The organism is Bacillus sp. EB106-08-02-XG196 (assembly GCF_013396335.1).
In the GTDB taxonomy this organism is placed as follows: domain Bacteria; phylum Bacillota; class Bacilli; order Bacillales; family Cytobacillaceae; genus Neobacillus.
Genome location: NZ_JABWSY010000002.1, coordinates 132,183 through 157,343 on the forward strand (window position 1 = coordinate 132,183; position 25,161 = coordinate 157,343).

Annotated in this window: 28 protein-coding genes and 1 other annotated feature; of the genes, 9 read left to right on the forward strand and 19 right to left on the reverse strand. The window is 39.4% G+C overall.

Annotation, left to right across the window (positions count from 1 at the left end):
* Nucleotides 1-26 precede the first annotated feature (26 nt).
* Nucleotides 27-359 carry an iron-sulfur cluster biosynthesis family protein gene (locus MLOOGBEN_RS04185; RefSeq protein ID WP_179157014.1) on the reverse strand — a complete coding sequence of 111 codons (333 nt, stop codon included), beginning with the start codon at nt 357-359 and terminating at the stop codon, nt 27-29.
* A 133-nt stretch (nt 360-492) separates the two neighbouring features.
* On the opposite strand from MLOOGBEN_RS04185, the gene MLOOGBEN_RS04190 reads away from it, so the two are divergent.
* Nucleotides 493-699 carry a CDGSH iron-sulfur domain-containing protein gene (locus tag MLOOGBEN_RS04190; RefSeq protein WP_179157015.1) on the forward strand — a complete coding sequence of 69 codons (207 nt, stop codon included), beginning with the start codon at nt 493-495 and terminating at the stop codon, nt 697-699.
* Nucleotides 700-761: 62 nt separating this feature from the next.
* On the opposite strand, the gene MLOOGBEN_RS04195 is transcribed toward MLOOGBEN_RS04190, so the two are convergent.
* Both MLOOGBEN_RS04195 and MLOOGBEN_RS04200 read right to left on the reverse strand, forming a co-directional pair.
* On the reverse strand, nt 762-1,256 hold the full coding sequence (locus tag MLOOGBEN_RS04195) for a DinB family protein (RefSeq protein ID WP_179157016.1): 495 nt from the start codon (nt 1,254-1,256) through the stop codon (nt 762-764).
* 79 nt (nt 1,257-1,335) lie between these two features.
* Nucleotides 1,336-2,529, reverse strand: coding sequence for an FAD-dependent monooxygenase (locus tag MLOOGBEN_RS04200; RefSeq protein ID WP_179157017.1), 1,194 nt, complete (start codon nt 2,527-2,529; stop codon nt 1,336-1,338).
* A gap of 212 nt (nt 2,530-2,741) precedes the next feature.
* Between MLOOGBEN_RS04200 and MLOOGBEN_RS04205 the strand changes: the two genes are divergently transcribed.
* The gene (locus MLOOGBEN_RS04205) at nt 2,742-3,692 is read left to right on the forward strand and encodes a fumarylacetoacetate hydrolase family protein (protein WP_179157018.1); all 951 of its coding nucleotides are present in this window, start codon (nt 2,742-2,744) and stop codon (nt 3,690-3,692) included.
* Nucleotides 3,693-3,773: 81 nt separating this feature from the next.
* Nucleotides 3,774-4,898 carry a cupin domain-containing protein gene (locus MLOOGBEN_RS04210; RefSeq protein ID WP_179157019.1) on the forward strand — a complete coding sequence of 375 codons (1,125 nt, stop codon included), beginning with the start codon at nt 3,774-3,776 and terminating at the stop codon, nt 4,896-4,898.
* A gap of 58 nt (nt 4,899-4,956) precedes the next feature.
* Here the strand turns inward: MLOOGBEN_RS04210 and MLOOGBEN_RS04215 are convergent, their stop codons facing one another.
* Both MLOOGBEN_RS04215 and MLOOGBEN_RS04220 read right to left on the reverse strand, forming a co-directional pair.
* Nucleotides 4,957-5,292: a YolD-like family protein gene (locus MLOOGBEN_RS04215; RefSeq protein ID WP_179157020.1), complete on the reverse strand. Its 336-nt coding sequence runs from the start codon at nt 5,290-5,292 to the stop codon at nt 4,957-4,959.
* A 58-nt stretch (nt 5,293-5,350) separates the two neighbouring features.
* Complete coding sequence (locus MLOOGBEN_RS04220; protein WP_179157021.1) at nt 5,351-6,610, reverse strand: Y-family DNA polymerase; 1,260 nt, start codon at nt 6,608-6,610, stop codon at nt 5,351-5,353.
* A gap of 167 nt (nt 6,611-6,777) precedes the next feature.
* On the opposite strand from MLOOGBEN_RS04220, the gene MLOOGBEN_RS04225 reads away from it, so the two are divergent.
* Nucleotides 6,778-6,972 carry a YqzH family protein gene (locus MLOOGBEN_RS04225; RefSeq protein ID WP_179157022.1) on the forward strand — a complete coding sequence of 65 codons (195 nt, stop codon included), beginning with the start codon at nt 6,778-6,780 and terminating at the stop codon, nt 6,970-6,972.
* Between the two features lie 38 nt (nt 6,973-7,010).
* Here the strand turns inward: MLOOGBEN_RS04225 and MLOOGBEN_RS04230 are convergent, their stop codons facing one another.
* Entirely contained in the window at nt 7,011-7,808 is a 798-nt protein-coding gene (locus MLOOGBEN_RS04230) for an SDR family NAD(P)-dependent oxidoreductase (protein WP_179157023.1), read from the reverse strand.
* Between the two features lie 9 nt (nt 7,809-7,817).
* The gene (locus MLOOGBEN_RS04235; RefSeq protein ID WP_179157024.1) at nt 7,818-8,777 is read right to left on the reverse strand and encodes an MBL fold metallo-hydrolase; all 960 of its coding nucleotides are present in this window, start codon (nt 8,775-8,777) and stop codon (nt 7,818-7,820) included.
* Nucleotides 8,778-8,973: 196 nt separating this feature from the next.
* Nucleotides 8,974-9,199: a binding site (T-box leader), on the forward strand.
* A gap of 51 nt (nt 9,200-9,250) precedes the next feature.
* Between MLOOGBEN_RS04235 and proC the strand changes: the two genes are divergently transcribed.
* The 3 genes from proC to namA are packed head-to-tail and all read left to right on the forward strand — an operon-like array spanning nt 9,251 to nt 12,337.
* Nucleotides 9,251-10,096: a pyrroline-5-carboxylate reductase gene (proC, locus tag MLOOGBEN_RS04240; RefSeq protein WP_179157025.1), complete on the forward strand. Its 846-nt coding sequence runs from the start codon at nt 9,251-9,253 to the stop codon at nt 10,094-10,096.
* A 53-nt stretch (nt 10,097-10,149) separates the two neighbouring features.
* Nucleotides 10,150-11,289 (forward strand): glycosyltransferase family 2 protein, encoded by a 1,140-nt coding sequence (locus MLOOGBEN_RS04245; protein ID WP_179157026.1) that lies wholly within the window; start codon nt 10,150-10,152, stop codon nt 11,287-11,289.
* 28 nt (nt 11,290-11,317) lie between these two features.
* Nucleotides 11,318-12,337 (forward strand): NADPH dehydrogenase NamA, encoded by a 1,020-nt coding sequence (gene namA / locus MLOOGBEN_RS04250; protein WP_179157027.1) that lies wholly within the window; start codon nt 11,318-11,320, stop codon nt 12,335-12,337.
* Between the two features lie 30 nt (nt 12,338-12,367).
* Here the strand turns inward: namA and rnz are convergent, their stop codons facing one another.
* Entirely contained in the window at nt 12,368-13,291 is a 924-nt protein-coding gene (gene rnz, locus MLOOGBEN_RS04255; RefSeq protein ID WP_179157028.1) for a ribonuclease Z, read from the reverse strand.
* A 198-nt stretch (nt 13,292-13,489) separates the two neighbouring features.
* On the opposite strand from rnz, the gene zwf reads away from it, so the two are divergent.
* The gene (gene zwf, locus MLOOGBEN_RS04260) at nt 13,490-14,959 is read left to right on the forward strand and encodes a glucose-6-phosphate dehydrogenase (protein ID WP_218781050.1); all 1,470 of its coding nucleotides are present in this window, start codon (nt 13,490-13,492) and stop codon (nt 14,957-14,959) included.
* Between the two features lie 42 nt (nt 14,960-15,001).
* On the opposite strand, the gene MLOOGBEN_RS04265 is transcribed toward zwf, so the two are convergent.
* From MLOOGBEN_RS04265 to mce, 6 genes are all read right to left on the reverse strand, one after another.
* The gene (locus MLOOGBEN_RS04265; protein WP_179157029.1) at nt 15,002-16,279 is read right to left on the reverse strand and encodes a DNA polymerase IV; all 1,278 of its coding nucleotides are present in this window, start codon (nt 16,277-16,279) and stop codon (nt 15,002-15,004) included.
* Between the two features lie 70 nt (nt 16,280-16,349).
* Nucleotides 16,350-17,252, reverse strand: a complete 903-nt coding sequence (locus MLOOGBEN_RS04270) for an aryl-sulfate sulfotransferase (protein ID WP_218781026.1) — start codon at nt 17,250-17,252, stop codon at nt 16,350-16,352.
* The gene (locus MLOOGBEN_RS28875) at nt 17,218-17,517 is read right to left on the reverse strand and encodes a hypothetical protein (protein ID WP_218781027.1); all 300 of its coding nucleotides are present in this window, start codon (nt 17,515-17,517) and stop codon (nt 17,218-17,220) included. Before MLOOGBEN_RS28875 ends, MLOOGBEN_RS04270 begins: the two co-directional genes overlap by 35 nt.
* A 271-nt stretch (nt 17,518-17,788) precedes the next feature.
* A complete protein-coding gene (locus MLOOGBEN_RS04275; RefSeq protein ID WP_179157031.1) occupies nt 17,789-18,910 on the reverse strand; it encodes a tripeptidase T in 1,122 nt (373 codons plus the stop codon).
* A 72-nt stretch (nt 18,911-18,982) separates the two neighbouring features.
* Nucleotides 18,983-20,533 carry an acyl-CoA carboxylase subunit beta gene (locus MLOOGBEN_RS04280; RefSeq protein ID WP_179157032.1) on the reverse strand — a complete coding sequence of 517 codons (1,551 nt, stop codon included), beginning with the start codon at nt 20,531-20,533 and terminating at the stop codon, nt 18,983-18,985.
* Nucleotides 20,534-20,539: 6 nt separating this feature from the next.
* The gene (gene mce / locus MLOOGBEN_RS04285) at nt 20,540-20,944 is read right to left on the reverse strand and encodes a methylmalonyl-CoA epimerase (protein WP_179157033.1); all 405 of its coding nucleotides are present in this window, start codon (nt 20,942-20,944) and stop codon (nt 20,540-20,542) included.
* Nucleotides 20,945-21,106: 162 nt separating this feature from the next.
* Between mce and prli42 the strand changes: the two genes are divergently transcribed.
* Nucleotides 21,107-21,202, forward strand: coding sequence for a stressosome-associated protein Prli42 (gene prli42 / locus MLOOGBEN_RS04290; RefSeq protein WP_179157034.1), 96 nt, complete (start codon nt 21,107-21,109; stop codon nt 21,200-21,202).
* A 44-nt stretch (nt 21,203-21,246) separates the two neighbouring features.
* Here the strand turns inward: prli42 and MLOOGBEN_RS04295 are convergent, their stop codons facing one another.
* The 5 genes from MLOOGBEN_RS04295 to MLOOGBEN_RS04315 all read right to left on the reverse strand — a co-directional run bounded on the left by MLOOGBEN_RS04295 (nt 21,247) and on the right by MLOOGBEN_RS04315 (nt 25,054).
* Nucleotides 21,247-21,762: a L,D-transpeptidase gene (locus MLOOGBEN_RS04295; protein ID WP_179157035.1), complete on the reverse strand. Its 516-nt coding sequence runs from the start codon at nt 21,760-21,762 to the stop codon at nt 21,247-21,249.
* Between the two features lie 23 nt (nt 21,763-21,785).
* Nucleotides 21,786-22,769 (reverse strand): aromatic acid exporter family protein, encoded by a 984-nt coding sequence (locus tag MLOOGBEN_RS04300; RefSeq protein WP_179157036.1) that lies wholly within the window; start codon nt 22,767-22,769, stop codon nt 21,786-21,788.
* A 59-nt stretch (nt 22,770-22,828) separates the two neighbouring features.
* Nucleotides 22,829-23,551: an amino acid ABC transporter ATP-binding protein gene (locus MLOOGBEN_RS04305; RefSeq protein ID WP_179157037.1), complete on the reverse strand. Its 723-nt coding sequence runs from the start codon at nt 23,549-23,551 to the stop codon at nt 22,829-22,831.
* Entirely contained in the window at nt 23,544-24,203 is a 660-nt protein-coding gene (locus MLOOGBEN_RS04310; protein ID WP_179157038.1) for an amino acid ABC transporter permease, read from the reverse strand. The genes MLOOGBEN_RS04305 and MLOOGBEN_RS04310 overlap by 8 nt, the downstream gene beginning before the upstream one ends.
* A 74-nt stretch (nt 24,204-24,277) precedes the next feature.
* Nucleotides 24,278-25,054: a transporter substrate-binding domain-containing protein gene (locus tag MLOOGBEN_RS04315; RefSeq protein ID WP_179157039.1), complete on the reverse strand. Its 777-nt coding sequence runs from the start codon at nt 25,052-25,054 to the stop codon at nt 24,278-24,280.
* Nucleotides 25,055-25,161: the final 107 nt, after the last annotated feature.

Below are 25,161 nucleotides of genomic sequence, written 5' to 3' on the forward strand. Positions count from 1 at the left end.
TCGAAAAAACAGACTGCCCAAGTGGGTCAGTCTGCTTTTTCTGTCACAACAAAACTCATGTATCCGTTTAAGATTTGCTGTGGACTTTTTAGTTGAAAGGTATTACTTGCAATTGAAAAATCAATTGTCATCTTTTCATCAAAGAAAACTGTTTTTGACTTTTCTATATAAATGTTTCGTCCATTTGTCTCGAACGTAATATCGTCAGCATCAAGTTCCGGTACAAACCACAAGGCGATTACACCGTTTACGGCACATCCGCAATCCTCTGTGTCATACTTTAGTTTCAAATAGCCTTCACGGCCATTAATTCGTTTATTAAGTTTCTCAGTTGCTGCAGCAGTTATCATAATCTCCATGTTTAAAACTCCCCCCAGTTGACATACGATGATTGTAACATAATTTTTTATTGCAGCTATTGTTTTTGATTGCTTGCGCTTCCCCACTATTCAATATATTCTGAAAATAATACTTTTAAAGGAGTGTCAGGAGATGTCGAAGATTCAAATTAAAGTAAATGATAATGGTTCACTGCGGATTACTGGTGAGGTGGAATTGCTGGATGGAGCTGGAAATGTAATGGAAACAAAGCCTGCCTTTTCTCTTTGCCGTTGCGGGCTTTCCAACAACAAACCTTTTTGCGATGGTTCTCATAAAGGGAAATTTGACTCTCAAGTGCGAGTTGTAAAAGAGGATTAATGCAAACAACAGAAAAGGACTTCCTCAAAGGAGTCCTTTTTTGAGTACTATATTTTTTCAACTTACTGAACTTTTTCTAAATGACGAACGAGTTGCCCGTAATGTCCCGTTACATGCTTAACGATTAAATGGTCGACTAAAAATGATAAAGGTTTTCCGTCAAAGTTTGGATTATAGCTTGGTGCTGTTTTTACTAAATCCTCTTCTTCCACTTTTACAAGAGCTTTCTCTACTTTCGGGACTAAGTTTTGTAGCGCAGTGATGGCATCCTCTTTCTTAATTCGAAATACAACGTTTTCATCTACAGCAGCTAAACGACGTACATGTTCGTGATTACGTCCCCATTTTGCTCCTGGAACCACTAGTAGTGCTTCCAAATCATCAACCCAAAAATCTACAGCTTCTAAAACATGAGAAACTATTTGCATTGCGGACCATTCTGTTTCAGATGGTTTCACATAAAGTGCAGCCTCATCCGTTTTTTTCAATACCGTTGTAATATCATCTATACTCTTTTTAAATACTTCTAATTTTTCATTCAGTACTGCCGTTGCCATCGTTTACGTCCTCCTTCAATTCACTTAAAACAAAAATTTAAAAATGCGTTAGAGCCAGCTCTAACGCGTTTTATTTTCATTAGCAATTTACACGTTCATAATTTTTCTTGAAATATCCATATAGGAAATCAACAACATTGTAATCAGTTGGTTTGTGATGTTCGAAAATAAAGTTACGAAGTGCTAGTGCAGTTGGATCCTCAGCATGAATAATTTCTCCCCATCTGCGAGCTGATCCTTGTACCATTGCGGAACGTGGAATCCTAATATCTTGGTATGCTTTAAATGCTTCTTCATAGGTTTTACGTTCTTTTAACTTCTCACCTAATACAAATGCATCTTCGAGTGCTTGAACGCCGCCTTGGGCTAAATATTGAAGCATAGCATGACCAGAATCTCCTAATAGCGTAATGTTGCCATTTGTCCAATTGTCGATTGGTTCACGGTCATACATCTGCCAACGGAATTGTCGGTTAATGTAAGTTAAAGCGTTCTCAACTTTTGGATGACAATTTTCAAAACGGCGTGTCATTTCTTCTGGAGTTCCCCAGTCTTCTACATTAGCATCATATGATTTAAATACTACTACTTGGTTGTAAAGCTCTCCACGTCGAACTGGGTATTGCACCATGTGCAGGTTTGGTCCAATCCACATGATAACATCATCTAAGTCTAAATTTGCAGTACTAGCCACTTCTTCGATTGGAATCGTCCCACGGTAAGCTACATATGCAGAGTTTACTGGATTATCATCAACTAGCTGCTTACGCATGTTTGATTTTACCCCATCCGCACCAATAACTGCTTCTGCACTAAACGTTTCACCATTTTGGTTAACAATTGTTACCGTATCACCATTTTGTTCTGCCGTTTGAATCATTTGGTTTGTAAAGAATTTGATATTACTGCTTTTTTGACATGCTTCATAAAGAACTCTGTGTAAGTCAGAGCGATGCAATACGATATAGGGCTGACCGAATTCTTTTTGGAAACCTTCCCCTAAATCAAGAGTTGCTAATTCTTTTGCTGTATATACATCTTTTAGTACCAGACGTTTTGGTACTACCGCATGCTTTAAGATTTCTTCCTTTACACCTAAACGGTCTAAAACTTCTAACGCATTTGGTGCTAACTGGATCCCTGCACCCACTTCACCAAATTCAGGTGCTTGCTCAAAAACGGCTACTGATTTACCTGTTTCTTGAATTGATAATGCTGCTGCTAAACCACCGATTCCTCCACCTACTATAATGATGTCGCTTACATTAGTCATTGACATTTCCCCCTTGATCAAGTTATTGTCTTCCACAAATAGAGAACTTAGTTACCTGATAAGAAAACATTAAATCATTTTTCAGTGTTTCGTCAACAAAAAAATCACCCTTTTCTGAAAATAAATAATATTGACAATCCTTTTGAAATCTTTTAATATTTTTTATAAATAGTGAACTAATTTCATAATTAGTGAAATCAAGGAGGACAACCATGAAACTTATTAATTTTACTGTCGCTGGACACACACGTGCAGGGGCAATCATTGATAACAAAGTAATCGACTTAAACTATGCTTATCAAGCACAGTTAAAAGCAGAAGGAAAGTACCGATACGAAGCAATTGCAAAAGCATATGTACCAGAAAATACGGATGAGTTATACCAAGGTGGTAAAGAATCGCTGGAACTAGCTCAAAATGCAATCGATTTCATTCTCGCTAATCCTGAAAGCTTCGATAAAAAAGCAATTTACACACTCGAGGAAGTTAAGGTAGAAGCACCTGTTCAAAAACCAGGAAAAATTATTTGTGTGGGTCATAACTACCGTGAGCACATTTTAGAAATGGGCCGCGCGCTCCCATCGAACCCAGTTATTTTCGCGAAATTTGCTAATACCATTTTAGGGCCTGAGGACGATATTCCACACTATCCAATTTCTGACCAGCTTGACTATGAAGCAGAGTTTACTTTTGTTGTTGGCAAACAAGCACGCAATGTTGCAGAAGAAGATGCATTAGATTATGTAGCAGGTTATACCATTACAAATGATGTAACTTATCGTGACATTCAACGACGCACTCTTCAATGGTTACAAGGAAAAACAGTAGACGGCAGTGCACCAATGGGACCATATTTAGTAACTTCTGATGAATTACAAAATCCATCCGGCTTAGATGTTGTACTTAAAGTAAATGGGGAAGTCCGTCAAAAAACGAATACTGCTAATCTAGTATTCTCCGTTCAAAAATTAGTATCTTTCTTATCTAATCTAATGACACTAGAGCCTGGAGATGTCGTATTAACAGGAACTCCTGGGGGGGTTGGGGTTGCTATGAATCCTCCGCAATTCTTAAAAGATGGAGACGTAGTTCGAATTGAGATTGACCAAATTGGTGCACTTGAAAATAAAGTAAAGGCAACAGAAGCGGCAGTCACTGTTTAATTAGGCATTGTAAGGGGTCAAGCAGCAATACGCTGCTCCCCCTTTTTTCTATAAATTTTCAATAGTAAAGGGGAATGTGAAATGGCTGAAGTAAATCCAGAAGTTCAAGAGTTTATGAAAAGCTCCGTTGTAACCGATTACACGAGAGATATTCAACAATACAACTTAGGTCCACTTTGGGAAGCAATTCCTGCAATTATGCACAAAAATCCAAAGCCTCAAGCACAAGCTTATCTTTGGAGCAGTGAATTATTGAAAAAGAAAATGAATGAAGCAGCTCAAATCTTCACACCAGAACGCGGCGGTGAACGTCGTGCAATCTATTTCCAAAATCCTGGCTTAACTTATCGTGAACCTTGGGGATGGGGATCTACTACTCAAACGATTTATGCAGCTATTCAAATGTTATTACCAGGTGAAAAAGCTCCCTCTCACCGTCACTCACAAAGTGCATTGCGCTTTATTTCTGAAGGCACGGGTGCATACACGATTGTACAGGGTCAGCGTGTTTTCATGGAAGAAGGCGACTTTTTAATTACTCCGAAGGGCTTATGGCATGGGCATGAACATTTAGGTACAGAGCCTATGTATTGGATGGATGCTTTAGATATTCCTACTCTTTACGCAATCGGCGGTACCTTCTTTGAACCTTATGAAGAAGGTTTACAGCAGCCAGATATTCCAGATAACTTTTCAGAGATTCGTTATCAAGGCGGCATGGTTCGCCCTGTTGGTGATGATAAATTCACCGTTGCTCCACTTGCTAATTATAAATGGGATCGTACGGTAGAAGGAATTAAAGGCTTGATGGAATTTGATCCAAATCCACACCATGGATTTGCAGTCGAGTACATTAACCCAACTACAGGTAAATCGGCTAACCCAACGCTTGGCACTAGAATGCAGCATTTACCAGCAGGTTTCCAAACAAAAGCATTACGCCATACACACTCAACTGTTTACCAAATACACAAAGGTGAAGGTTTCACCGTAATCAACGGCGTCCGCTTCGATTGGAAACAAGGCGATTACTTCGTCGTTCCAAACTGGGCCTGGTATGAACACTCTGCATCTGAAGACTCTTACCTCTTCTCTGTCAATGATTTACCAATTATGAACCGTTTCGACTTAGAACAAGAGCAATCATTTGAAGAAAATAACGGCCGCCAAAAAATTACTGGTGAATTTAAGGCGGACTTCCGTTAATAGTTTGGGTAACTTCAAAAAAGAGCGGATCTTAAATGGATCAGCTCTTTTTTAATATTTACACATCTGTAATCCTTATATCCGCAATGGCTGCAATCGGGATGCGGTGTACTTCTTCAAAGTGATCGACGATATGAAGCCTTTGTGTCATTTCGTCCCAATAATGAATTTTTCCTATAACAAGTTCATAATTTCGATTTCGAAAATGAGTAATGGTTACGAATTGGTCGAATTCGATTGCTTCAGATAAGGTAGCATTCATGAGTTCGAGCTGTTGCTCATCCATTTCTTTCTGCTCTTCATACTGATCTTCTTTTACCCAATCCCTGAGCAATTTAACATGCTCGGGAAGCATCATTGAAACCCATTTGATTCTTCCGCGGTCGCGAATCATTCGCTCCCTCCTCTCTTCGTTGTCCAACTCCTGTGCCTAGGGACTTACGCTTTTCTGTTTATCCCTTATGTCCTCCAACAAGTGTGGCCCGGTGCCTAGCTGTCCCGGCAGCTGTATAGGAAACAGCCCGCAGCAGGGAACCTGAACCAAAGCGTCTGCGGACAGAATCAACCACATAGCCAAGCTCCCGCCGCTTATACGCACCCATATCAAAAAGATCGAGCTGAAACTCGCGGTCATCAACGATATTTCCGATACTAATGGCAATTTGCCTTACTGTCTTTCCTGTGTAATGTTCGTGGAATAACTCGAGACAAACACGGTAAAGATCCATGGTTACATTTGTCGGCTGCTTGATAGTTCTTGAGCGATGAAAGCCGCCGCCGAGTTCGTCTTGACTATAGCCAACACTCAGGCTGACTGTCCTCCCGGCTTTGCGGCGAGATCTCGCTCTTCGGGCTACTTCTTCACACATTTCTAAAATCACATGCTTTATTTCTTCCTCCTCTTTATAATCTCTTAAAAGAATTTGGCTTTTTCCAAAGCTGATTTGCCCCTCAATCAGGGGTGCTCCCAAGTCTGAAAGGTCTACTCCCCAGGCATGATGATAAAGCTGATTGCCCATGATTCCAAATTTCTTTTCCAGTGCTTCTAAATCATATCGAGCCAGCTGGCCAACTGTGAAAATGCCCATCCCATTTAATGTTTTTTCGACACGCCGGCCGATGCCCCACATCTCTCTTAGCGGAGAAACATGCCAAAGCTTGCTCTGGACATCCTCATACTTCCATTCGGCGATTCCATGCTTCTTTGCTTCAAGATCGAGGCAAAGCTTTGACAATAACATATTAGGGCCAATTCCAACTGCACAGGGAAGTTGGAATTCACGTTCAATATCATCCTTTATTTTGGCTGCAACCGTAAAGGCGTCTCCCCACAAATGCAGTACTCCATCCACTTTGATAAAACTTTCATCAACGCTATACGTATGGATGGCTTCCTTTGGTACATAACGATTAAATAGACGGGTAATTTCAGTAGAAATACGCAAATAAGTTGCCATTTTCGGCTCGACGATTTGAATTCGCGGATCATCGGGAATCTCAAATAACCTAGAACCTGTTTTAATTCCAAATTCTTTCTTCATACGAGGGGAAGCAGCAAGCACAACACTTCCATTCCGCTCTTTGTTACCGGCCACAGCTAGATAGCAAGTCAAGGGATTAAGGCCAAGCATGACAGCGGAACAGCTTGCATAAAAGCTCTTCATGTCAACACATAAAATTTGATTGTGCGGTAACGTGCTGTAATCCACCATGACTTTTCCTTCCTTCATATCAAAAATCGAACATTAGTTCCCTATATTATATACATATCTTAAGCGAATATGCGTTCGTATTCAATAGGAATTTTTTGACATGTTTCATGATTATGGTTATTTTTCTGGAGGCAAAAACGGTATAATGGTGAGTGAGGTGCACGTACATGGAGAAAAAATTGATAATCAAAATGATAAAAAATTGCTTTAAACAATATTATTCCGAGGTGGATTCACTGCCAATGAACAGTGAAGATTTAGAGGAGCTTGCAGACCGAATTATTCAAATAAAAGTCGAACAGCCTGCTGTAGATTTATACGAAGCTGTGAATGATACAGTGTACGAATTTTTAACAGGATGAAAGATTTACTCCACAAAAAAAACCGCTAAACAGCGGTTTTACTTTTTGTTAAATGCTTTTTTGCCAATTGTTTCGAAAAGTCTTGGAAAAAGAACATAAACGACGCTGCCCATGTTCATCCAGCGCGGCAGGTTGATTTCTCTCGTTTTCGTTAGCATGCTGTCCACGACTTTCTGTGCAACATATTCTGGCTGCAACATAAACTTTTGAACATTTTTAACATACGTGCCTTTTTCATCAGCAATGTTAAAAAAGTTTGTTGCAATCGGTCCTGGATTTACAGATGTGACCAGAACATTATAATCACTAAGCTCCATTCTAAGGGAATTGGTATAACCGAGAACCGCATGCTTGGTGGCCGAATAAACACTTGATTTTGGCGTGGCGATTTTCCCCGCCTGAGATGCGATATTAATAATATGGCCGAAACGGCGTTCACGCATTTTAGGAAGCACCATACTTGTACAGGCCATCAGCCCGACAACATTCACTTCAAACATCCCTTTGATTTCGTCCATGGTTGCCTCATGTGCTTCACGGAAAACACCGAAACCTGCATTATTCACAAGAATATCAATATGGTCTATTTTCGCTGTTATTTCGCTGAAAACTTCCTTCACTTTGTCGGTATCAGAGACGTCTAACTGATGGACATCCACCCTAACTTGATGCTTTTGCTGCAATTCCGTTTGCAACAGCCTTAACTTTTCTATGCTTCTTGCAATTAGGATAAGGTTGGCACCACTTGCAGCACAATTCTTGGCGATTTCAGCCCCAATTCCCCCGGATGCACCAGTAATAACAATATTTTTATCCCTAAGTTGTCCCCTTGCCATACACACACCTCATCTAGCTTGATACAGGACAGGTTGATGGTCCTTACTACTAATCTCGCCGATAGATGCTAAATAGTCAAGTTGTCCCACTGTTTCCGATAAGGTCAAGATCAATTCACGCTTGTACGCAGCAGGAAAAAGAGTTTTGCAAATTTCAAATACGGTTTGCTGCTCTTCTTTCAGCCAATTATTAACCTTCATCGCCCGTTCATGTTGATGAAGAAGTCTTTTTTCAATTAGTTCTCTTAATTGAAAGACTTCCTCCCCATGTCCTGTGTAGACGAACTGAATCGGATAAGACAACAGCTTTTTCATCGAATCATTATGCTGCAGCTGCGGTCTTGGTCTTTCCTTTTTGCCTAGTGCTGGTGTCTCTAAGAGAGGATTGGGTGAAATATGTGCGAGAATCAAATCCCCGCCAATAAGAATTCCATCTCTTTCTCGAAATAGAGCAATTTGACTCTGGGCATGTCCAGGTGTCTCAATGACACTCCATTCCTTTAACCCCGGCGGGACCATTCCTTCAACCAATTCTCCTGTCAATGAACGGTTACAAGAATACCTGAATGACTGTCTTAACGTTGAAAGGGACGGAAAATATTCTTGTGGTAACCCAAATTCAAGAAATAGTCCACGAAAAAAATTCTCTTGCTCTTGCAAAAATGCCTCTGTTGGTTTAATCCATCGTTCATTCAGCAGATGACCATATACCTCAATCTTATCAGACAAAAAATCCAGCATCCCAACATGATCCGCATGATGATGGGTAATAATCACCTGCTCAATATCATCCGTGCTTACATGCAAATCAGCCAGCTGTGCTTTGAAAGAATTCCAGGATGCCTTCGTTTTAATGCCCGCATCAACCAGTGTCAGACGATCCCCTTTTATTAAATAAGCATTAACATCCCCGACCTTAAAAGGAGTCGGCATGGTCAATTTCGCAATTCCATCCTTCCATTCTGCCATTCAAAAAACCCCTATCATTATTTTCAAATAGAATGTGAACATTTTTTGACAATTATATATAATGTAAAGTGTAGCGATTTTCCAAGTAAATGTCATTATTTTTGCATATTAAATTTAAAATAAATAAAAAATTCAGAAACTTATTCCTTGACAGAAGGACCGTTATCTTGCATAATCACTAGTAAAATTTGATTAATAAATTGCGATGACTAAGACTAGTAAATGAATAATGGCAAAAGAGAGTGAAGTTCACCGGCTGAAAGACTTCACAGCCCTCTTTATCATTGAACCTGCCTTATGAGCACTTAGGAAAACCTAACGTAAATCCGACGTTACCCGGAGTCGAGTGAACCCTTAAAGCATTTTTAGTTTGGGGGTTAATGAAGGTGGTACCACGGAAGCATAGACCTTTCGTCCTTTTTGGACGAGGGGTCTTTTTGTATTTTATTAAGAAGTTGGAGGAGGAAATTCCCATGAAAAAATTAGCATTTATCGGTGCAGGTTCGATGGCTGAGGCATTTATTTCAGGCATTCTTGAAAATAGTTTGATTGATAGAAAAAATGTTTGGGTTACGAACAATTCAAATGCAGAGAGGCTGAAAAAGCTGGGTGATACGTATGGGATTCGTACAACCTACGATTTAAACGAAATGTTTGCAGGCGCTGATATCGTGATATTATCGATGAAGCCTAAGGATGCCGCAACGGCTATTCAATCCATTCGTGAATATCTGAATGAAAAAATGCTGGTGGTTTCAGTTTTAGCAGGAGTCTCCATGAGTACGATTGAAACATTAGCGAGATTACCGATTGCCATAGGTAGAGCAATGCCAAATACATCCGCTGCCGTTGGTAAATCAGCTACTGCTGTTGCTGTAAACGAACGGGTTACCCCTCATCAGATTGAATTAATGAAAAATCTTTTTGGAACTGTCGGCTTAACTACTTTTGTTGAAGAAGAGCAGCTAGACGCTGTAACAGGACTCTCAGGCAGCGGGCCTGCTTATATTTATTACCTTATTGAAGCGATGGAAAAAAGTGCCGTAGAAGTTGGACTCGATAAGGAAATGGCAAGTGAATTAATCGTACAAACATTAATTGGAGCTGCAGAAATGGTGAAAAACTCGGCAAAATCATCTGAGCAGTTACGAAGGGATGTAACAAGCCCAGGCGGAACAACTGAGGCTGGGGTTAAAGTGCTTGAAGAACATCAAGTTCAGCAGGCGTTCATTTCGTGTATTAAAGCAGCAACGGCGCAATCAAAAAAAATGGGCGCAGCATTAAGTGAACAGCTAGAAATTACCGAACCAACTTCCTAATTTGTCTCCATTGATTTAAACTAGGATAAAAAAAGGCTAGGAAGTGTTACAAGATGCTAGCGGTATTATTTTCAATGGGTATCCTGGTCTGGACAGTTTTTCTCATCGACGGATTCATAGGTTTACGAAAAATAGAGGCTTTAGAGGCAGAAAAAAGCTTGGAGGATGGGCCTTTATTGTCGGTGATTGTTGCAGCCCGTAATGAAGCCGGGCAAATAAAATCTAGTATCCTCAGCCAATTAGAGCAAACTTACAAAAACGTTGAGTGGATACTCGTCAATGATCGGTCAACGGATTCCACAGGGCTTTTAATGGATGAGCTGCAACAGGAAGATCATCGGATTACAGTTATTCATATAGAAGAATTGCCTGAAGGCTGGCTTGGAAAAAATAACGCCTTATACAAAGGATTCCTTCAGGCTTCTGGAAAATGGCTATTGTTTACTGATGCGGACGTGAAGTTTGATAAAGAGACATTTGCTAAGGCGCTTCATTATTTCGAGAGGCACGAGCTGGACCATTTGACTGCTGCACCAAACTTGAGTGCGAATCCATTCTGGTTAAAATCTTTTATTGCTTTTTTTATGTTTGGATTTTCCTATTTTAAACGACCTTGGGCTGCCAATAACCCAAAGTCAAAGGTTGGTACTGGAATTGGTGCCTTTAACCTGGTTTCAAAAGAAGCATATCAGAGTTTCGGAACACATGAGAGAGTGAAAATGCGGCCAGATGACGACTTACAGCTTGGAATGAAAATGAAAAAAGAAGGCTATCGTCAAAGGATTGTCACGGCACTAGAGCTGATTGAGGTGGAATGGTACGGGAGTTTACGGGAAGCGTTTGTTGGACTCGAAAAAAATACATTTGCCGGATTACATTACCGGGTTAGCATGGTACTTTTTGCGATTTTCGGTGTCTTTATTACCAATGTTCTTCCTTTTATTACGATATTTTCTTCCGATAAAACCGTAGCCTTATTAAGCTTAGGAAATATTTTATTAAGCGGTATTCATTATCTGCTAGTAATAAAAAAACTGACGATATTTTCACCTGCTATGTTTCTAGTATTACCCTTAACTGCCCTGCTGTTTATCTATTCGATTATTCGGGCAAGCCTTCTAACCTTTAAACGCGGCGGAATCATGTGGAGAGGTACAATATATAAATTAAGCGAGTTAAGAGAGAAAGAGTAAATCACAAATTTTTAATAGGAGGCTCATGATGTCAGCTAAATTATTTTCCCCTTTTACGATTAAGGATGTTACCCTTAAAAATCGAATCGTAATGGCGCCGATGTGTATGTATTCGAGTCATAACGAAGATGGTCATATTCAGAACTGGCACCGCACGCATTATACAAGCCGAGCTGTTGGTCAAGTTGGATTAATAATCGTTGAAGCAACAGCGGTTACCCCACAGGGCAGGATTTCACCTAGGGATCTAGGAATTTGGAGTGATGACCACATTGAAGGCTTCACTGAACTTGTCAGCATGATGAAGGAGCATGGGACTAAGACAGGTATCCAGCTTGCTCACGCGGGTAGAAAGGCAAATCTAGAAGGTGAAAGCTTCGCCCCTTCGGCCTTAGCTTTTAATGAAAAAATGAAAACTCCTAAGGAAATGACCAAAGAAGATATAGCCGAAACCGTTGAAGCATTTAAAAAGGCTGCTGAACGGGCAGCTAAAGCTGGTTTTGATGTGATTGAGCTGCATGGTGCGCACGGCTATTTAATTAATGAGTTCCTTTCCCCGCTAACAAATAAAAGAACAGATGAATACGGTGGATCTGCTGAAAATCGTTATCGCTTCCTTCGTGAGATTATTGAAGCAATCAAAACAGTCTGGGACGGTGTGCTATTTGTCCGCGTTTCAGCTAATGACTATCATGAAGAGGGATTAACACCCCTAGATTACGTGTTTATTAGTCAATGGATGAAGGAACAAGGTGTGGATTTAATTGATGTAAGCTCAGGGGCAGTCGTACCTGCGCATATTGATATTTATCCTGGCTATCAAGTTCCCTACTCAGAAACGATTAGAATTGGTGCCGAAATTTCTACAGGTGCCGTGGGATTAATTACCACTGGTATCCAAGCAGAAGAAATCCTTCAAAATGAGCGTGCGGATTTAGTATTTTTAGCTCGCGAATTATTACGTGACCCATACTGGCCAAGAACAGCTGCAAAAGAACTAGGTGTAACAATTGAAGGACCAAAACAGTATGAGCGCGGCTGGATATAACGAGTAAAAGACGGCTTTTTGCCGTCTTTTTTATTTTGAAGGTATATTTATTTCTTTAAAGTCTTCAGCAATGTCTGTATTTGCAAATACTTCCTTGGCCTCCGTGACTAGTTCCTGCCAGGCATGCCGGTCGTAGCGTGAACTGATATGTGTCAAACATAACTGTTTACTGCCAGCAAGTTTTGCCACTTTCGCAGCCTGATGAGTAGTTGAGTGGCAATAATCGAAGGCAAGCTTTTCTTCCCCTTTTGAAAAAGTTGCTTCATGAATTAATAAATCCGCATCCCGCGCTAAGGAAATAGCATTTTCGCAGTACCTTGTATCGCCAAGAATCGTGACAATCCGTCCTTTTTGATCCGGACCTAGAAATTCTGCCGGCACGATGACTGTTCCATCTTCAAGCGTAACCGTTTCCCCTTCTTTAATTTTCCGAAAAATGGGTCCAGGCTCTACTCCAGCCTCGACAAGCCTATCCGCTAAAAGTGTTCCTGGCCTGTCCTTCTCAATAATCCGATATCCGTATGAAGGAATGCCATGATCTAAAAGTCTTGCCTCCACAATAAACTGTTCATCTTCAAAAATAACCCCATCATCTATTTCTACAATCTTAAGTGGGTATTTTAAATAGGTTTGGCTGACTGAAAGGCTTATCGTAATATATTCTTTCAGTCCTTTTGGTCCATAAACCGTCACTTCTGATTCTCCGCCTTGAAAAGACCGGCTCGCTAACAACCCAGGAAGACCATAGATATGATCGCCATGAAGGTGGGTAATAAAGACTTTTTCTACTCTGCGGGGTTTTATCGATGTATGTAAGATTTGATGCTGTGTCGCTTCACCCGCATCGAACAGCCAAATGGATCCTCGTTCTTCGAGTAATTTTAAGGCAATGGAAGTAACATTTCGAAGCTTAGCCGGTATACCAGCACCCGTTCCCAAAAAAAATATGTCCAATATTACCGCTCCTTGTCGAATAAAGTTATAAATACTATAGCATATCACTTGCATAAATGCCCTCTATCCATGGTATTCTCTTTTAAAGGGATTTAGATTTCAATACATGCTTCAGAGGTTTTTGGCTAAATCTAAGTTGAATACATATAAGGAGAGGTAATTACAGTGGAACAATCTAGAAATATGACTTCATTAATCATGATATTTGGTGCAACAGGAGATTTAGCTATTCGAAAGCTATTTCCCTCCCTTTACCGCTTGTTTCAAAAAGGAAAGTTAGATAAATTTGCGGTCATTGGCGTGGCTAGGAGACCATTATCCACTGAAGATTTCCAAAGTTCTGTGAAGGAATCTGTTTTAACCGCTCTAGGAAAAAAGGATGATATCGATGAGTTTGCGGCTCATTTTTACTATCAGTCTCATGATGTATCAGATTCAAGCTCCTATTTAGCGCTAAAAAGTTTAGCAGAGCAAATTGATGAAAAATACGAGTTAGAAGGAAATCGGATTTTCTATCTTGCAATGGCACCTGAATTTTTTGGTCCAATCGCCTTACATTTAAAATCGGATGGATTAACAGATGTAAAAGGCTACAAAAGACTTGTCATTGAGAAACCATTTGGACATGATTTGGAATCAGCAAAAGAGTTGAATGAGCAAATTCGAACAGCTTTTTCAGAGGAAGAGGTTTACCGAATTGATCACTATTTAGGGAAAGAAATGGTCAGAAATATTGAAGTTATTCGTTTTGCCAATGCCATTTTTGAGCCTTTATGGAATAACCGTTATATCTCTAATATTCAAATTACCTCAAGCGAGATTCTTGGTGTAGAAGAACGAGGCCGATATTATGAAACAAGCGGAGCTCTCCGGGATATGGTTCAAAACCATATCATGCAAATGGTAGCACTGCTTGCCATGGAACCGCCGATTAAGTTGACAACAGATGAGGTTCGTTCTGAGAAGGTTAGAGTATTTCGTTCATTAAGAATGATCACAGGGGAAGAAATAAATAAATATTTTGTTCGTGGGCAATATGGATCCGGAATGGTAGAAGATGAACAGGTACCAGAATATCGCTCCGAGCCAATGGTCGACAAAGAGTCAAACACTGAAACCTTCGTGGCCGGGAAGATTATGATTGATAACTTCCGCTGGGCAGGTGTACCTTTTTACATCCGAACTGGGAAAAGAATGACAACAAAGTCAACCAAAATTGTTGTTCAATTTAAAGACATTCCAATGAACCTTTATTATCAGCCTGAGAAACTGTTGAACCCGAATCTGCTTGTTATTCATATTCAGCCTGAGGAAGGAATTACCCTTCACCTTAACGCCAAAAAAGCTGGTGGACATCTCGATGCCCAGGAAGTCAAACTGAGTTTTGCTAATACAGGCATTCATGCAATGAACACTCCTGAAGGGTATGAAAAGCTCCTTTATGATTGCATGCGCGGTGATGCAACCAACTTTACACACTGGGATGAAGTCGCCTATTCTTGGGCCTTTGTGGATAAAATTTCTGAAGTATGGGAAAAAACGAAAGCTGAGGACTATCCGAATTATGAATCTGGTTCAATGGGACCGAAAGCTGCTGATGAGATGTTAGAAAAAGACGGATTTTTCTGGTGGCCTGTAACAGCTTTAGATGTAGATATCTGTAAATAATACAAAAAGCTCCGCATTGTTCTTCATACAATGGCGGAGCTTTTAATTCTCTTCCTTCTTTTTTTGCGGGAATGTACGAAGAAAATCTTTATTAAAACTTGTTCCCGTTCCTACGCTATGAGCATTGTTGACTTTTCGTGCGCCGGCATTTTCAATGATATTTTTCCCATATTTATCACGGAGAGTGGAAAGGGTTTTAAGTAACGGCTCTTTTTTTGCATCATTTTCAAATGAAAATATATCAAGCTGTTTGAAGGCAAGGTCTTGTTCGACTAAATCGTAGCCTGTTATACCTAACAACCGGACAGCATTTCCATTCCAATGCTTGAGAAAAAGCTGCTTTGCAAACGAAGCAATATCTTCTTTTTGATGAATGGGATTGGAAAGTTTTTTACTTCGAGTGATTGTTTTTCGATCTTTGAAACGAATGGTAATCCCTATGGTCGTAGCAAATACATTTTTTCGTTTTAGCCTTACCGAAACGGTTTCCGCCAACGATTCTAATACTCGAAATAACTCTTGTTGGTTGCTCGTATCTTTAGGAAGCGTCGTTGAATTTCCAATACTTTTAAAATCAGATACCGATTCAGGATCTACCGCTCTATTATCGATTCCATTTGCCCTTTCCTTAATACGGATTCCATTAATGCCGAGAAGTGATTTCAACTGTATTTCATTACCAGCTGCTAATTCTCCAATCGTTTGAATGTCAATGGTTGTTAACTTTTCAGCAGTCTTTTTACCAACACCATGCATCTCACTCGTATTTAACGGCCACAAAACAGAAGGGATGTCACGCTTGCGAAGAATCGTTATGCCCATCGGTTTTTTCATATCAGACGCTGTCTTTGCCAAAAATTTATTGGGTGCAATTCCAATGCTGCAGGGCAAATCTAGCTGTTCGAGAACTCTTTTTTGAATACTTTTGGCGATTTCAATAGGGCTGCCAAGTTCATAAGAGTCGGTTATATCCATATACCCTTCATCAATCGATACAGGTTCCACTAGCTCTGTATAATTCCTGAGAATTTCAAACATGGCGATAGATGCCGTCCGATAACGGTCGAAATTAGGCTTCCTTATGATTAGCTGCGGACAAAGCTTCTTTGCTTCCCACAGCGGCATCGTAGTCTTGACTCCAAATTTTCTAGCTTCATAGCTGCAGGTAATAATAATCCCCCTGCGTTCCTCCACGTTTCCAGCAATCGCAACTGGCTTACCCTTAAGTTCAGGGTCATAAGCCATCTCCACCGAAGCGTAAAAGCTATTCATATCAACATGCAGTATGACTCTACCCTTCTTAGGATACATTTCCTTCACGTGACCACTTCTCCTAATAACAATGATATCTCTAGTATAGCAAAAAGGAGACCCCGTTGGCCTCCTCCTACTAATCCTTATTTCTTTTTTGTGTCCCCTTATTGTCTCTAAAAACCCTGTAAACTACACTTGTTTCCTGAGTAGGCAAATTTACAAACATTAATTCCTTATTGTATTTAAAGGAATATTCATGGAAAGAGATATTAGGATGTCCACCACCATATGCAATGTCAAATATTTCATTTTCCTCATCGATTAAAGTGGCACTTCCTTGTGATTGGCTTTTTCCATATGGGCAAACATACTCTTTTACTTTTATTGCCGTTAATTTTTTCTCATCAATCCAATATCTCATAACTCTAGCGTTATCAGTTGTACTTCCTGAATCATCAAATAAAGTAATTGAATGATCGTAGTTATAACGGGCATCATGTTGCATAGAAGGAATCATGTTTTCATCAATCCCTTTAATATCGCAGCGATTTTTAGCAAGCATCCACAAAATTGCGCCCGTTTGTCTGTCAATTTTCACGAAACCAATATGTCTAAATGACACAAGTAAGTTCTGGTCTCTTTCATCGATAAACATTGAATTTATATGAGCGTAATCTAAATATTTCTCCCCTGTTGACGGGCAATCCGCTGGATCATTAAGATAATGACTTAGTTTAAATAATTCGGGATAATCAATGGATTCCCAATGGAAAACGACTTGGCTATTTTTCACTTCTTGGATAACATTATTAAATACTTTATATGAACCGTTAACGTTCGGAATATTATCCACCGTATTTGGGTAAGCAGTTGGAATCATGTAATGTCCATCATCAATATAGACATAATCATGGTTTTCCATTGGATAATCATCTTTAATTCTTCCAGAAGCTTTTATTCTTTGACGATCAATTTCCTTAAAGTTTTCATCCAGAACAACCAACTCACATAACCAATATCCCGCGTTTCCTTTTGGCATGGGTGTGTCGTGTACTTGCACCGTGTAAAACATACCTATTTTGGCCTAATTTATTCTCATAACGTCTAAAATTTTGAATGTTATTTTCCTCTTGAATCCAATGCTTAACATACCCATAATGATTCATAATCACCGCACTTCTGCCTTGGTAGTAGTAAAAGTCATTTTCATTTTTGGAATATCCAATTGCTTGATATGGTAAGTGCCATTTCGGACGTATAAAATGAACTTCTGGTACAGCCACAACGCTGCCATTACTTTTCACACCTAATACATAATTCGTTCCGTCGGGTGATGTACTTTGAAATGGAGTTACATAATTATCTTCAATTACTAAATTATTAATTAAAAAATTTTTTGTCGATCTCCATGCTAATCTATCTCCTTAAATGGATCTTAGTATTTATATATTATTAGGTGATTTTTTAGTATATATGTATCGGTGATGTACTAATTATCATTAAAACTTACTCAAGAATCTGGCAAGTACTCTAGCAAAACAAAAGGAGAACCCGAAGGCTCCCCCTAAATATCACTTATTGATTAGAAACTTCCTCGATAATCGCGATAGTCATTTCTGCCAACTTGTTTAATTCTTCAATTGGCATACGTTCATTTGTGGTATGAATATCTTCATAACCCACTGCTAGGTTAACCGTTGGAATGTTAAAGCCTGCAATGACGTTTGCATCGCTGCCGCCGCCGCTATGCTGTAATTCACAGCTGCGGCCAATTTTCGCTGCCGCTTTACGTGCGATTTCAACTACCTGATCGCCTTCGCCAAATTTAAATCCTGGATACATAACCTCAACTTCAACTTCAGCTCTTCCACCCATTTCAGCAGCTACTGTTTCAAAAGCATCTTTCATTTTAGCAGCCTGTGCTTCCATTTTCTCAGCAATGAGTGAACGGGCTTCTGCTAGAATATCCACACGGTCACAAACGATATTCGTTTGTGTGCCGCCTTCGAAGCGGCCGATGTTTGCTGTGGTTTCGGAGTCAATTCTGCCTAATGACATTCTCGCAATCGATTTTGCTGCAATCGTAATTGCAGAAACTCCCTTTTCTGGAGCAACACCCGCATGAGCGGTTTTTCCATAAATAACTGCTTTAATTTTAGCTTGGGTCGGAGCGGCAACCACGATATTTCCTACTAGTCCATCACTGTCTAATGCATAGCCATACTTTGCCTTCAATAAGGAGGAATCAAGCGCTTTTGCACCTACAAGTCCTGATTCTTCACCGACAGTTATCACAAATTGGATTTGTCCGTGAGGAATATTTTGTTCCTTTAAGACACGAATGGTTTCAAGCATAACAGATAGGCCAGTTTTATCATCGGCACCTAAAATCGTTGTTCCATCCGTAACCACATAGCCGTCCTTAATGGATGGCTTAACACCTCGTGCCGGAACAACTGTATCCATATGAGAAGTGAAATAAATAGGGTCTACGCCGCCTTTAGTCGCAGCAAGGGTACAAATTAAGTTTCCGGCTCCATGACCCGTTACGGCCGTTGTATCGTCTTCAAACACATCAAGACCTAAATCGGTAAACTTTTGTTTTAACACTTTCGCAATTTCAGTTTCGTATTTGGTTTCTGAATCAATTTGGACAAGCTCTAAAAATTCATTCAAAAGACGTTCATGATTAATCATCTGAATAACCCTCCGTTTTATGTACTCACAATAGAGTATACTCTTTCATAAACCTGTCATCAAATGAAAGCTTTACAGTGGGATATTGCCGTGTTTCTTGAACGGTCTAGATTCTTTTTTATTTCGAAGCATCTCTAATGCCTGGATAATTTTTATTCTCGTTTCACGCGGGTCAATGACATCATCGACCATGCCTCTGCTCGCCGCCACATACGGATTGGCAAACTTTTCGCGGTATTCTTCAATTTTTTGCTGCCTTACTTGTTCAGGATTATCACTATTTTGGATTTCTTTCGCAAAAATGATATTGGCAGCACCCTGTGGACCCATTACCGCAATTTCTGCATTAGGCCATGCATAGACTAGATCCGCCCCAATAGACTTACTATTAAGCGCTACATATGCCCCGCCATAAGCTTTTCTTAAAATAACTGTCAGCTTCGGAACAGTGGCTTCTGAATAAGCAAATAATATTTTCGCACCATGGCGAATAATCCCCCCATGCTCCTGTTTAACTCCCGGAAAGAAACCTGTAACATCCTCAAAGGTAATAATCGGGATATTAAACGAATCACACGTACGAATAAATCTTGCAGCTTTATCGGATGAATTAATATCAAGCCCGCCTGCCATCACTTTTGGCTGGTTGCAAACAAGCCCAACACTCTCGCCTTTAATTCGGGCAAAACCTACGACGATATTTTTCGCAAAGTTTTTTTGAATTTCCATAAAGGAGTCTGCATCACAAACTTGTTCAATTACCTTACGGACATCATATGGACGGACTGCATCGAATGGAATAACATCTGTTAAGTCTGGTCGATAATCATTTTCCTCTTCCACATCAAGTCTTGGAGGTTTTTCTTCATTATTTTGCGGCAGGTAGCTTAGAAGTTTACGAACCTCTTCTAAAACTTCCTGCTCAGAAGGAGATTCAAAATGAGCATTTCCACTAATGCTATTATGAACATGTGCTCCTCCAAGATCCTCTGCAGAAATTTTCTCACCCGTTACGGTTTCAATTACTTTTGGACCTGTAATAAACATTTGACTTGTCTTTTCAACCATAAAAACAAAATCGGTAATAGCAGGTGAATAGACCGCTCCGCCAGCACATGGACCCATTATGACGGATATTTGCGGAATTACCCCTGAATAAATCGCATTTCGATAAAAAATGTGTCCGTAACCATCCAGCGAGACTACACCTTCTTGGATTCGTGCACCACCCGAGTCATTTAAGCCGACAAACGGTGTACCGTTTTTAGCAGCTAAATCCATAACATTTGCAATTTTTTTGGCATGCATTTCCCCAAGTGCACCACCAAATACAGTAAAATCTTGTGAAAATAAGTAGATTGGACGGCCATTTACTTTTCCATAACCAGTAACAACACCGTCACCAGGTCCTTTCTGTTCATCCAAACCAAAGTCATTGGTTCTGTGCTCTATAAATGGACTTAATTCTACGAAAGACCCTTTATCCACTAAAAGCTCTATTCTTTCTCTTGCAGTTAATTTCCCCTTTTCATGCTGTTTATCAATTCTCTCGTCACCGCCGCCAAGCTCTACTTCCCGGCGCTTATCATACAATTCATTAATTTTTTCATAGATATCTATCATATTCCCTCATCCCTTCTTTTCGCATAGCTCGACTAAAACACCTGATGTTGACTTTGGATGCATGAAAGCAATATGAGCCCCCCCTGCACCAATCCGAGGCTCCTTATCAATCATCATAATTCCTTTTTCATTCATGTCCTTGATTCTTTCTTCAATTGAATCAACGCCAAGTGCGACATGGTGTATTCCTTCACCACGTTTTTCAATAAATTTGGCAATTGTGCTTTCCTCCGAAGTTGGCTCAAGCAGCTCAAGTTTGGTTTCTCCTGCCTTAAGAAACGCAACTCTAACCTTTTGACTCTCTACTACTTCAATACCTAATAATGGCAAATTAAGTACATCTGTGTAAAAAGGAAGTGAAGTCTCAAGCGTTCGAACAGCAATTCCGATGTGGTCTACTTTTTCAATCATTTTTATCCCTCTATTTTTCAAAATTATAATAGTTTCGACAATTATCTTATTCGCTAAAAAATTCATAATTCCTTCCCAAATTGAGATGTTGTTCCATTGTTCAATTGGGCTTTTCCCTGTAAAATAGAAATAAAGCTATTAATATAAAGGGGGGAACCCACTTTGAATAAGAAAAGAACAAGAAAAATAGTCGTATACTTAATGTTAATCGCGATGTTAGCCTCAACTCTCCTAATCGGGATTGCACAATTTATTTAATTAAAAACATAGACAAGGGACTGTCCGAAGAACAGTCCCTTTTACTATTTATCAATGGCTCCATTTTCTACTCCGAGCTGCTCAAAAGTCTTATTCGTTGAAGTGACTAAGATTTTCGTACCTAATGGAATTATGGGATACAAGGAGGAAATGACTTCATTCTGTGTACGAATGCAGCCTAGTGAAACATACCTTCCAATGGATGCCGGCTGATTGGTTCCATGAATTCCGTAAATTCGTCCATCTGTACCTTGCGCATCAAAGCCAATCCATCTGGAACCAAGGGGATTTTCAGGGTCTCCACCTGGAATATCCTTCCGGCGATAGTAGGGATCCTCTGCTTTTATCGTAATCGTAAATAGTCCCTCTGGAGTTAAATCTTTGGTTTTTCCAGTTCCAACACTCACAACGGTTTGGACCCTATTATCATCAATTAAAGCCAATTCATTTGTCGTTTTATTGACAATAACAAAAGGGTCGCCAGGGAGTGGGTTAGGACCAAGCGGCCAAAGGGGAGAAATAAAAAAAGCAAACAGGATTGGCGATAGTATCTTTATCATAAAATCCACCTGCCATTTTTTCCTTAGTTTGCTTCCGTTTTCCTTTGTTTATTCCATTTTGATGTCTTAAAGGAACTTTTAATGATTAAATATTCATTCATTTCTTTTACTAACTGCAACAGTGCAGCTCGTACTTCAAATTCTTCCCTTGTTTTCGGAAGCTCCATTTCTTCAAATTCCTTTTTCATCTCTTTTAATTTTCCTAGATAAATATGAGCTGTGTTTCCTGGCTGAATATTTTTGGACAGTTCTTCCAGAAATTCGGCAATCATTTTCCCTTGGGGTAACGTAACCGTAAGGGATGTAACAATCGGTAAAACCCTTTCAATAATTTCAAATTGCTTTTCTCGCATTTTAAAATAATGAAAATAGTCATTTTCATCCCTTAAAAAGTGGTTTTCTACATCTCGAAAGGCAAATGATTTTGCTTCTTCTAGTAAATTAGCCGTTTCCGTAATTTCTTGTCCGGACCAATTACTTTCCCCTGTTCTTAAGAATTTGATCATTTCACAAAAAATCACTTTAAAATTATCCTCTAATTTCAATTGATATTGTTTTAATCTATTATCTGCACTTGGCATATAGAGATTAATAATGAGTGCTACTCCAATTCCGATAATAATAACACCAAGCTCATTAATAAAAAGATCTACAGATAAATTGTTAGCCATATAGATATGTAAAATAATTACACTGCTCGTGACGATTCCATCGTTAGCTTTGAACATTACAACAGTTGGGATAAAGAATAATAGCATAATTCCAATTACGATTGGATGGTATCCGATAACCTCGAAAAATAGACTTGAAAATGCCATAGCTAAAACACAAGCTAAAAATCGATCCCAAGAAGCACGTACAGATTTTCTTTTCGTTACCTTAATACACAAAATAGTTAAAATTCCCGCTGAGGCAAAGTTGTCTAAACCTAACTGCTGAGCAATTAAGATAGAAATAGCTGTCCCTAAAGCGGTTTTAATCGTCCGATAACCAATTCGATATTTCATTGCAATTCTCCTCAAAATAAAAAAGATGATCCATATAGACCATCTTTAGCTTATCCTTATTAGAGCATTTTTTGCAAGAAATCATGTGCACGCTTGCTCTTCGGGTTTGTAAAAAATTCTTGCGGTTTTGCATCTTCGACTAATACTCCACCATCCAGGAATAGGACTCGATCCGCCACTTCACGGGCAAAACCCATTTCGTGGGTCACAATCGCCATCGTCATCCCAGTATGAGCGAGGGATTTCATTACTTCCAGTACTTCTTTTACCATTTCGGGATCAAGCGCCGAAGTTGGTTCATCAAAAAGCATAACGTCCGGCTCCATTGCCAATGCTCTTGCAATGGCAACACGCTGCTTTTGCCCCCCAGACAATCTTGTCGGATATTCATTTGCTTTTTCCGCTAATCCTACTCTATCTAACAAATCATAGGCTATTTTTTCTGCCTCAGCCTTTGCTAACCCTTTTACCTTAATCGGTGCATAGGTAAGATTCTGCAAAACGGTTTTGTGCGGGAATAAATGAAAATGTTGAAAAACCATTCCAACGTTTTGCCGTACCTTCATAATATTAGTCTTTTTATCCGTAACATCCTGTCCCCCTACCAATATTCTTCCGCTTGTTGGGTTTTCAAGAAGATTCATACAGCGAAGGAAGGTAGACTTTCCTGATCCGGATGGTCCAATAATGGCAACCACTTCTCCCGCTTCAATGGTCGTGGTAATGCCCTTTAAAACCTCGAGCTTTCCATAATTTTTATGCAAATCTTCAACCTTAATCACTGCGTCTCATTCTCCTTTCAACCACTTTTCCAAGGAACGTCAAGGTCACGACCATTAAGTAATAAATCAGTCCAGCTATTAAAAGTGGTTCGAAAAATGAATAATTTTCTGCCCCAACCTGATAGGAACGGCGCATGATATCCATTACACCAATAGTAGTCACAATCGCAGATTCCTTTGTTAATGTAATAAATTCGTTCATTAAAGCAGGCAGGATATTTTTAAGAGCCTGCGGTAAAATGATATCCCACATCATTTTCGAGTAAGGAACACCCAGAGCCATCGCAGCTTCCTTCTGTCCTTTATCAATTGCCTGAATTCCTGCTCTAATAATCTCAGATATGTAAGCACCAGAATTAAGAGCAAAGGATAGTATCGCAGCTGTATAAGGTTCAATTTGATACCCAATTAACTGTGGAGAACCATAATAAATCAACATGAGCTGTAATACGAGCGGAGTACCTCGGAAAATCGAGGTGTAGGCGTCAGCAAGCCAGCCAAGAAATTTATATTTGCTAATTTTAAATAAAGAAAGGATAATTCCTAAAATAAAGCCTATTATCCCTGCCAGTATGACAATTTTAAGGGTAACAAATATTCCCTCTAAAATGTATGGCATTGAAGGAATGAATTGTCCGAAATCTAAGTTCATTCATCTGCCGTCCTCTCTATGTATTGAAATTAGTAAGACGTTCAGAAGACTTTCTGAACGTCTTGGTTGCAGATTTAGTTTTCCCCACCAAACCACTTAGCAATCAATTCTTGCAGCTCACCGTTTTCTTTCATTTTTTGAAGCTCTTTATTAAATTTATCAGTTAACTCGCTGTCCTTAGGAAAGGCAATCGCAGAGCCTGCTTCTTCGGGGTCATCGCTGATCGTGAAGCTAGTAAAATCCGCTTCCTTTTCAAGATATCCTTTAGCTACTGTGTCTTCAATAATGATCGCGTCAAAACGGCCAGCTTTCAATTCTTGGATTAATTCTGGGATACGGTTACGATTTTCAACTGTTATTGCAACTGTTTTATTAATTTCATCTGCTTTACCTTCTTGAATAGAACCTAACTGTACGCCAACTGTTTTACCCTTTAAATCTTCTACTTTTTCAATTCCATTGTCTTTTTTAGAGATAATCATGTGCTGAGCTGTGTAGTAGATATCACTGAAATCAACGTTTTTCTTTCTTTTTTCTGTTGGAGTCATCCCTGCTAACACAAAGTCAGCTTGTCCAGATTTAAGTGACTGAATTAAACCGCCAAAATCCATATCTTTAATTTCCATCTCATAGCCAAGTTTTCCAGTAATCGCTTTTGCTAAATCTACATCAAAGCCAATAATTTCGTCACTTTTATCCGATTCGATATATTCAAACGGCGCATAGTCCGCTGAGGTTGCCATTACGAGTGTCTTGTTCTCACCTGCATTGTCATTTTTGCCTTCGCCACAGCCTGCAAGTACAACCGCTGCTAAAATCATTGTTATGAATAAACCAATTATCTTTTTCATTTGTTTTCCTCCTATAATTTTCTGAAAATTCAAGTTTAGTTTTAATAGGCTTAAAGATTAATATTTATGCAACGTAATGAATTTTAACACAGGATAAAATAATTATG

What these genes read in the sequence shown, in the direction of transcription:
- namA (WP_179157027.1), top strand. Translation starts at nt 11,318, where the DNA reads ATGTCAGCTAAATTATTTTCCCCTTTTACGATTAAGGATGTTACCCTT.
- MLOOGBEN_RS04205 (WP_179157018.1), top strand. Translation starts at nt 2,742, where the DNA reads ATGAAACTTATTAATTTTACTGTCGCTGGACACACACGTGCAGGGGCA.
- MLOOGBEN_RS04280 (WP_179157032.1), bottom strand. Translation starts at nt 20,533, where the DNA reads ATGATAGATATCTATGAAAAAATTAATGAATTGTATGATAAGCGCCGG.
- MLOOGBEN_RS04200 (WP_179157017.1), bottom strand. Translation starts at nt 2,529, where the DNA reads ATGACTAATGTAAGCGACATCATTATAGTAGGTGGAGGAATCGGTGGT.
- MLOOGBEN_RS04275 (WP_179157031.1), bottom strand. Translation starts at nt 18,910, where the DNA reads ATGATTAATCATGAACGTCTTTTGAATGAATTTTTAGAGCTTGTCCAA.
- MLOOGBEN_RS04270 (WP_218781026.1), bottom strand. Translation starts at nt 17,252, where the DNA reads ATGCCAAAAGGAAACGCGGGATATTGGTTATGTGAGTTGGTTGTTCTG.
- MLOOGBEN_RS04220 (WP_179157021.1), bottom strand. Translation starts at nt 6,610, where the DNA reads ATGGTGGATTACAGCACGTTACCGCACAATCAAATTTTATGTGTTGAC.
- MLOOGBEN_RS04245 (WP_179157026.1), top strand. Translation starts at nt 10,150, where the DNA reads ATGCTAGCGGTATTATTTTCAATGGGTATCCTGGTCTGGACAGTTTTT.
- MLOOGBEN_RS04195 (WP_179157016.1), bottom strand. Translation starts at nt 1,256, where the DNA reads ATGGCAACGGCAGTACTGAATGAAAAATTAGAAGTATTTAAAAAGAGT.
- MLOOGBEN_RS04310 (WP_179157038.1), bottom strand. Translation starts at nt 24,203, where the DNA reads ATGAACTTAGATTTCGGACAATTCATTCCTTCAATGCCATACATTTTA.
- mce (WP_179157033.1), bottom strand. Translation starts at nt 20,944, where the DNA reads ATGATTGAAAAAGTAGACCACATCGGAATTGCTGTTCGAACGCTTGAG.
- MLOOGBEN_RS04235 (WP_179157024.1), bottom strand. Translation starts at nt 8,777, where the DNA reads ATGGCAGAATGGAAGGATGGAATTGCGAAATTGACCATGCCGACTCCT.
- MLOOGBEN_RS04210 (WP_179157019.1), top strand. Translation starts at nt 3,774, where the DNA reads ATGGCTGAAGTAAATCCAGAAGTTCAAGAGTTTATGAAAAGCTCCGTT.
- MLOOGBEN_RS04315 (WP_179157039.1), bottom strand. Translation starts at nt 25,054, where the DNA reads ATGAAAAAGATAATTGGTTTATTCATAACAATGATTTTAGCAGCGGTT.
- MLOOGBEN_RS04295 (WP_179157035.1), bottom strand. Translation starts at nt 21,762, where the DNA reads ATGATAAAGATACTATCGCCAATCCTGTTTGCTTTTTTTATTTCTCCC.
- MLOOGBEN_RS04215 (WP_179157020.1), bottom strand. Translation starts at nt 5,292, where the DNA reads ATGATTCGCGACCGCGGAAGAATCAAATGGGTTTCAATGATGCTTCCC.
- MLOOGBEN_RS04230 (WP_179157023.1), bottom strand. Translation starts at nt 7,808, where the DNA reads ATGGCAAGGGGACAACTTAGGGATAAAAATATTGTTATTACTGGTGCA.
- zwf (WP_218781050.1), top strand. Translation starts at nt 13,490, where the DNA reads ATGATATTTGGTGCAACAGGAGATTTAGCTATTCGAAAGCTATTTCCC.
- proC (WP_179157025.1), top strand. Translation starts at nt 9,251, where the DNA reads ATGAAAAAATTAGCATTTATCGGTGCAGGTTCGATGGCTGAGGCATTT.
- MLOOGBEN_RS04300 (WP_179157036.1), bottom strand. Translation starts at nt 22,769, where the DNA reads ATGAAATATCGAATTGGTTATCGGACGATTAAAACCGCTTTAGGGACA.
- MLOOGBEN_RS04225 (WP_179157022.1), top strand. Translation starts at nt 6,778, where the DNA reads ATGGAGAAAAAATTGATAATCAAAATGATAAAAAATTGCTTTAAACAA.
- MLOOGBEN_RS04185 (WP_179157014.1), bottom strand. Translation starts at nt 359, where the DNA reads ATGGAGATTATGATAACTGCTGCAGCAACTGAGAAACTTAATAAACGA.
- MLOOGBEN_RS04190 (WP_179157015.1), top strand. Translation starts at nt 493, where the DNA reads ATGTCGAAGATTCAAATTAAAGTAAATGATAATGGTTCACTGCGGATT.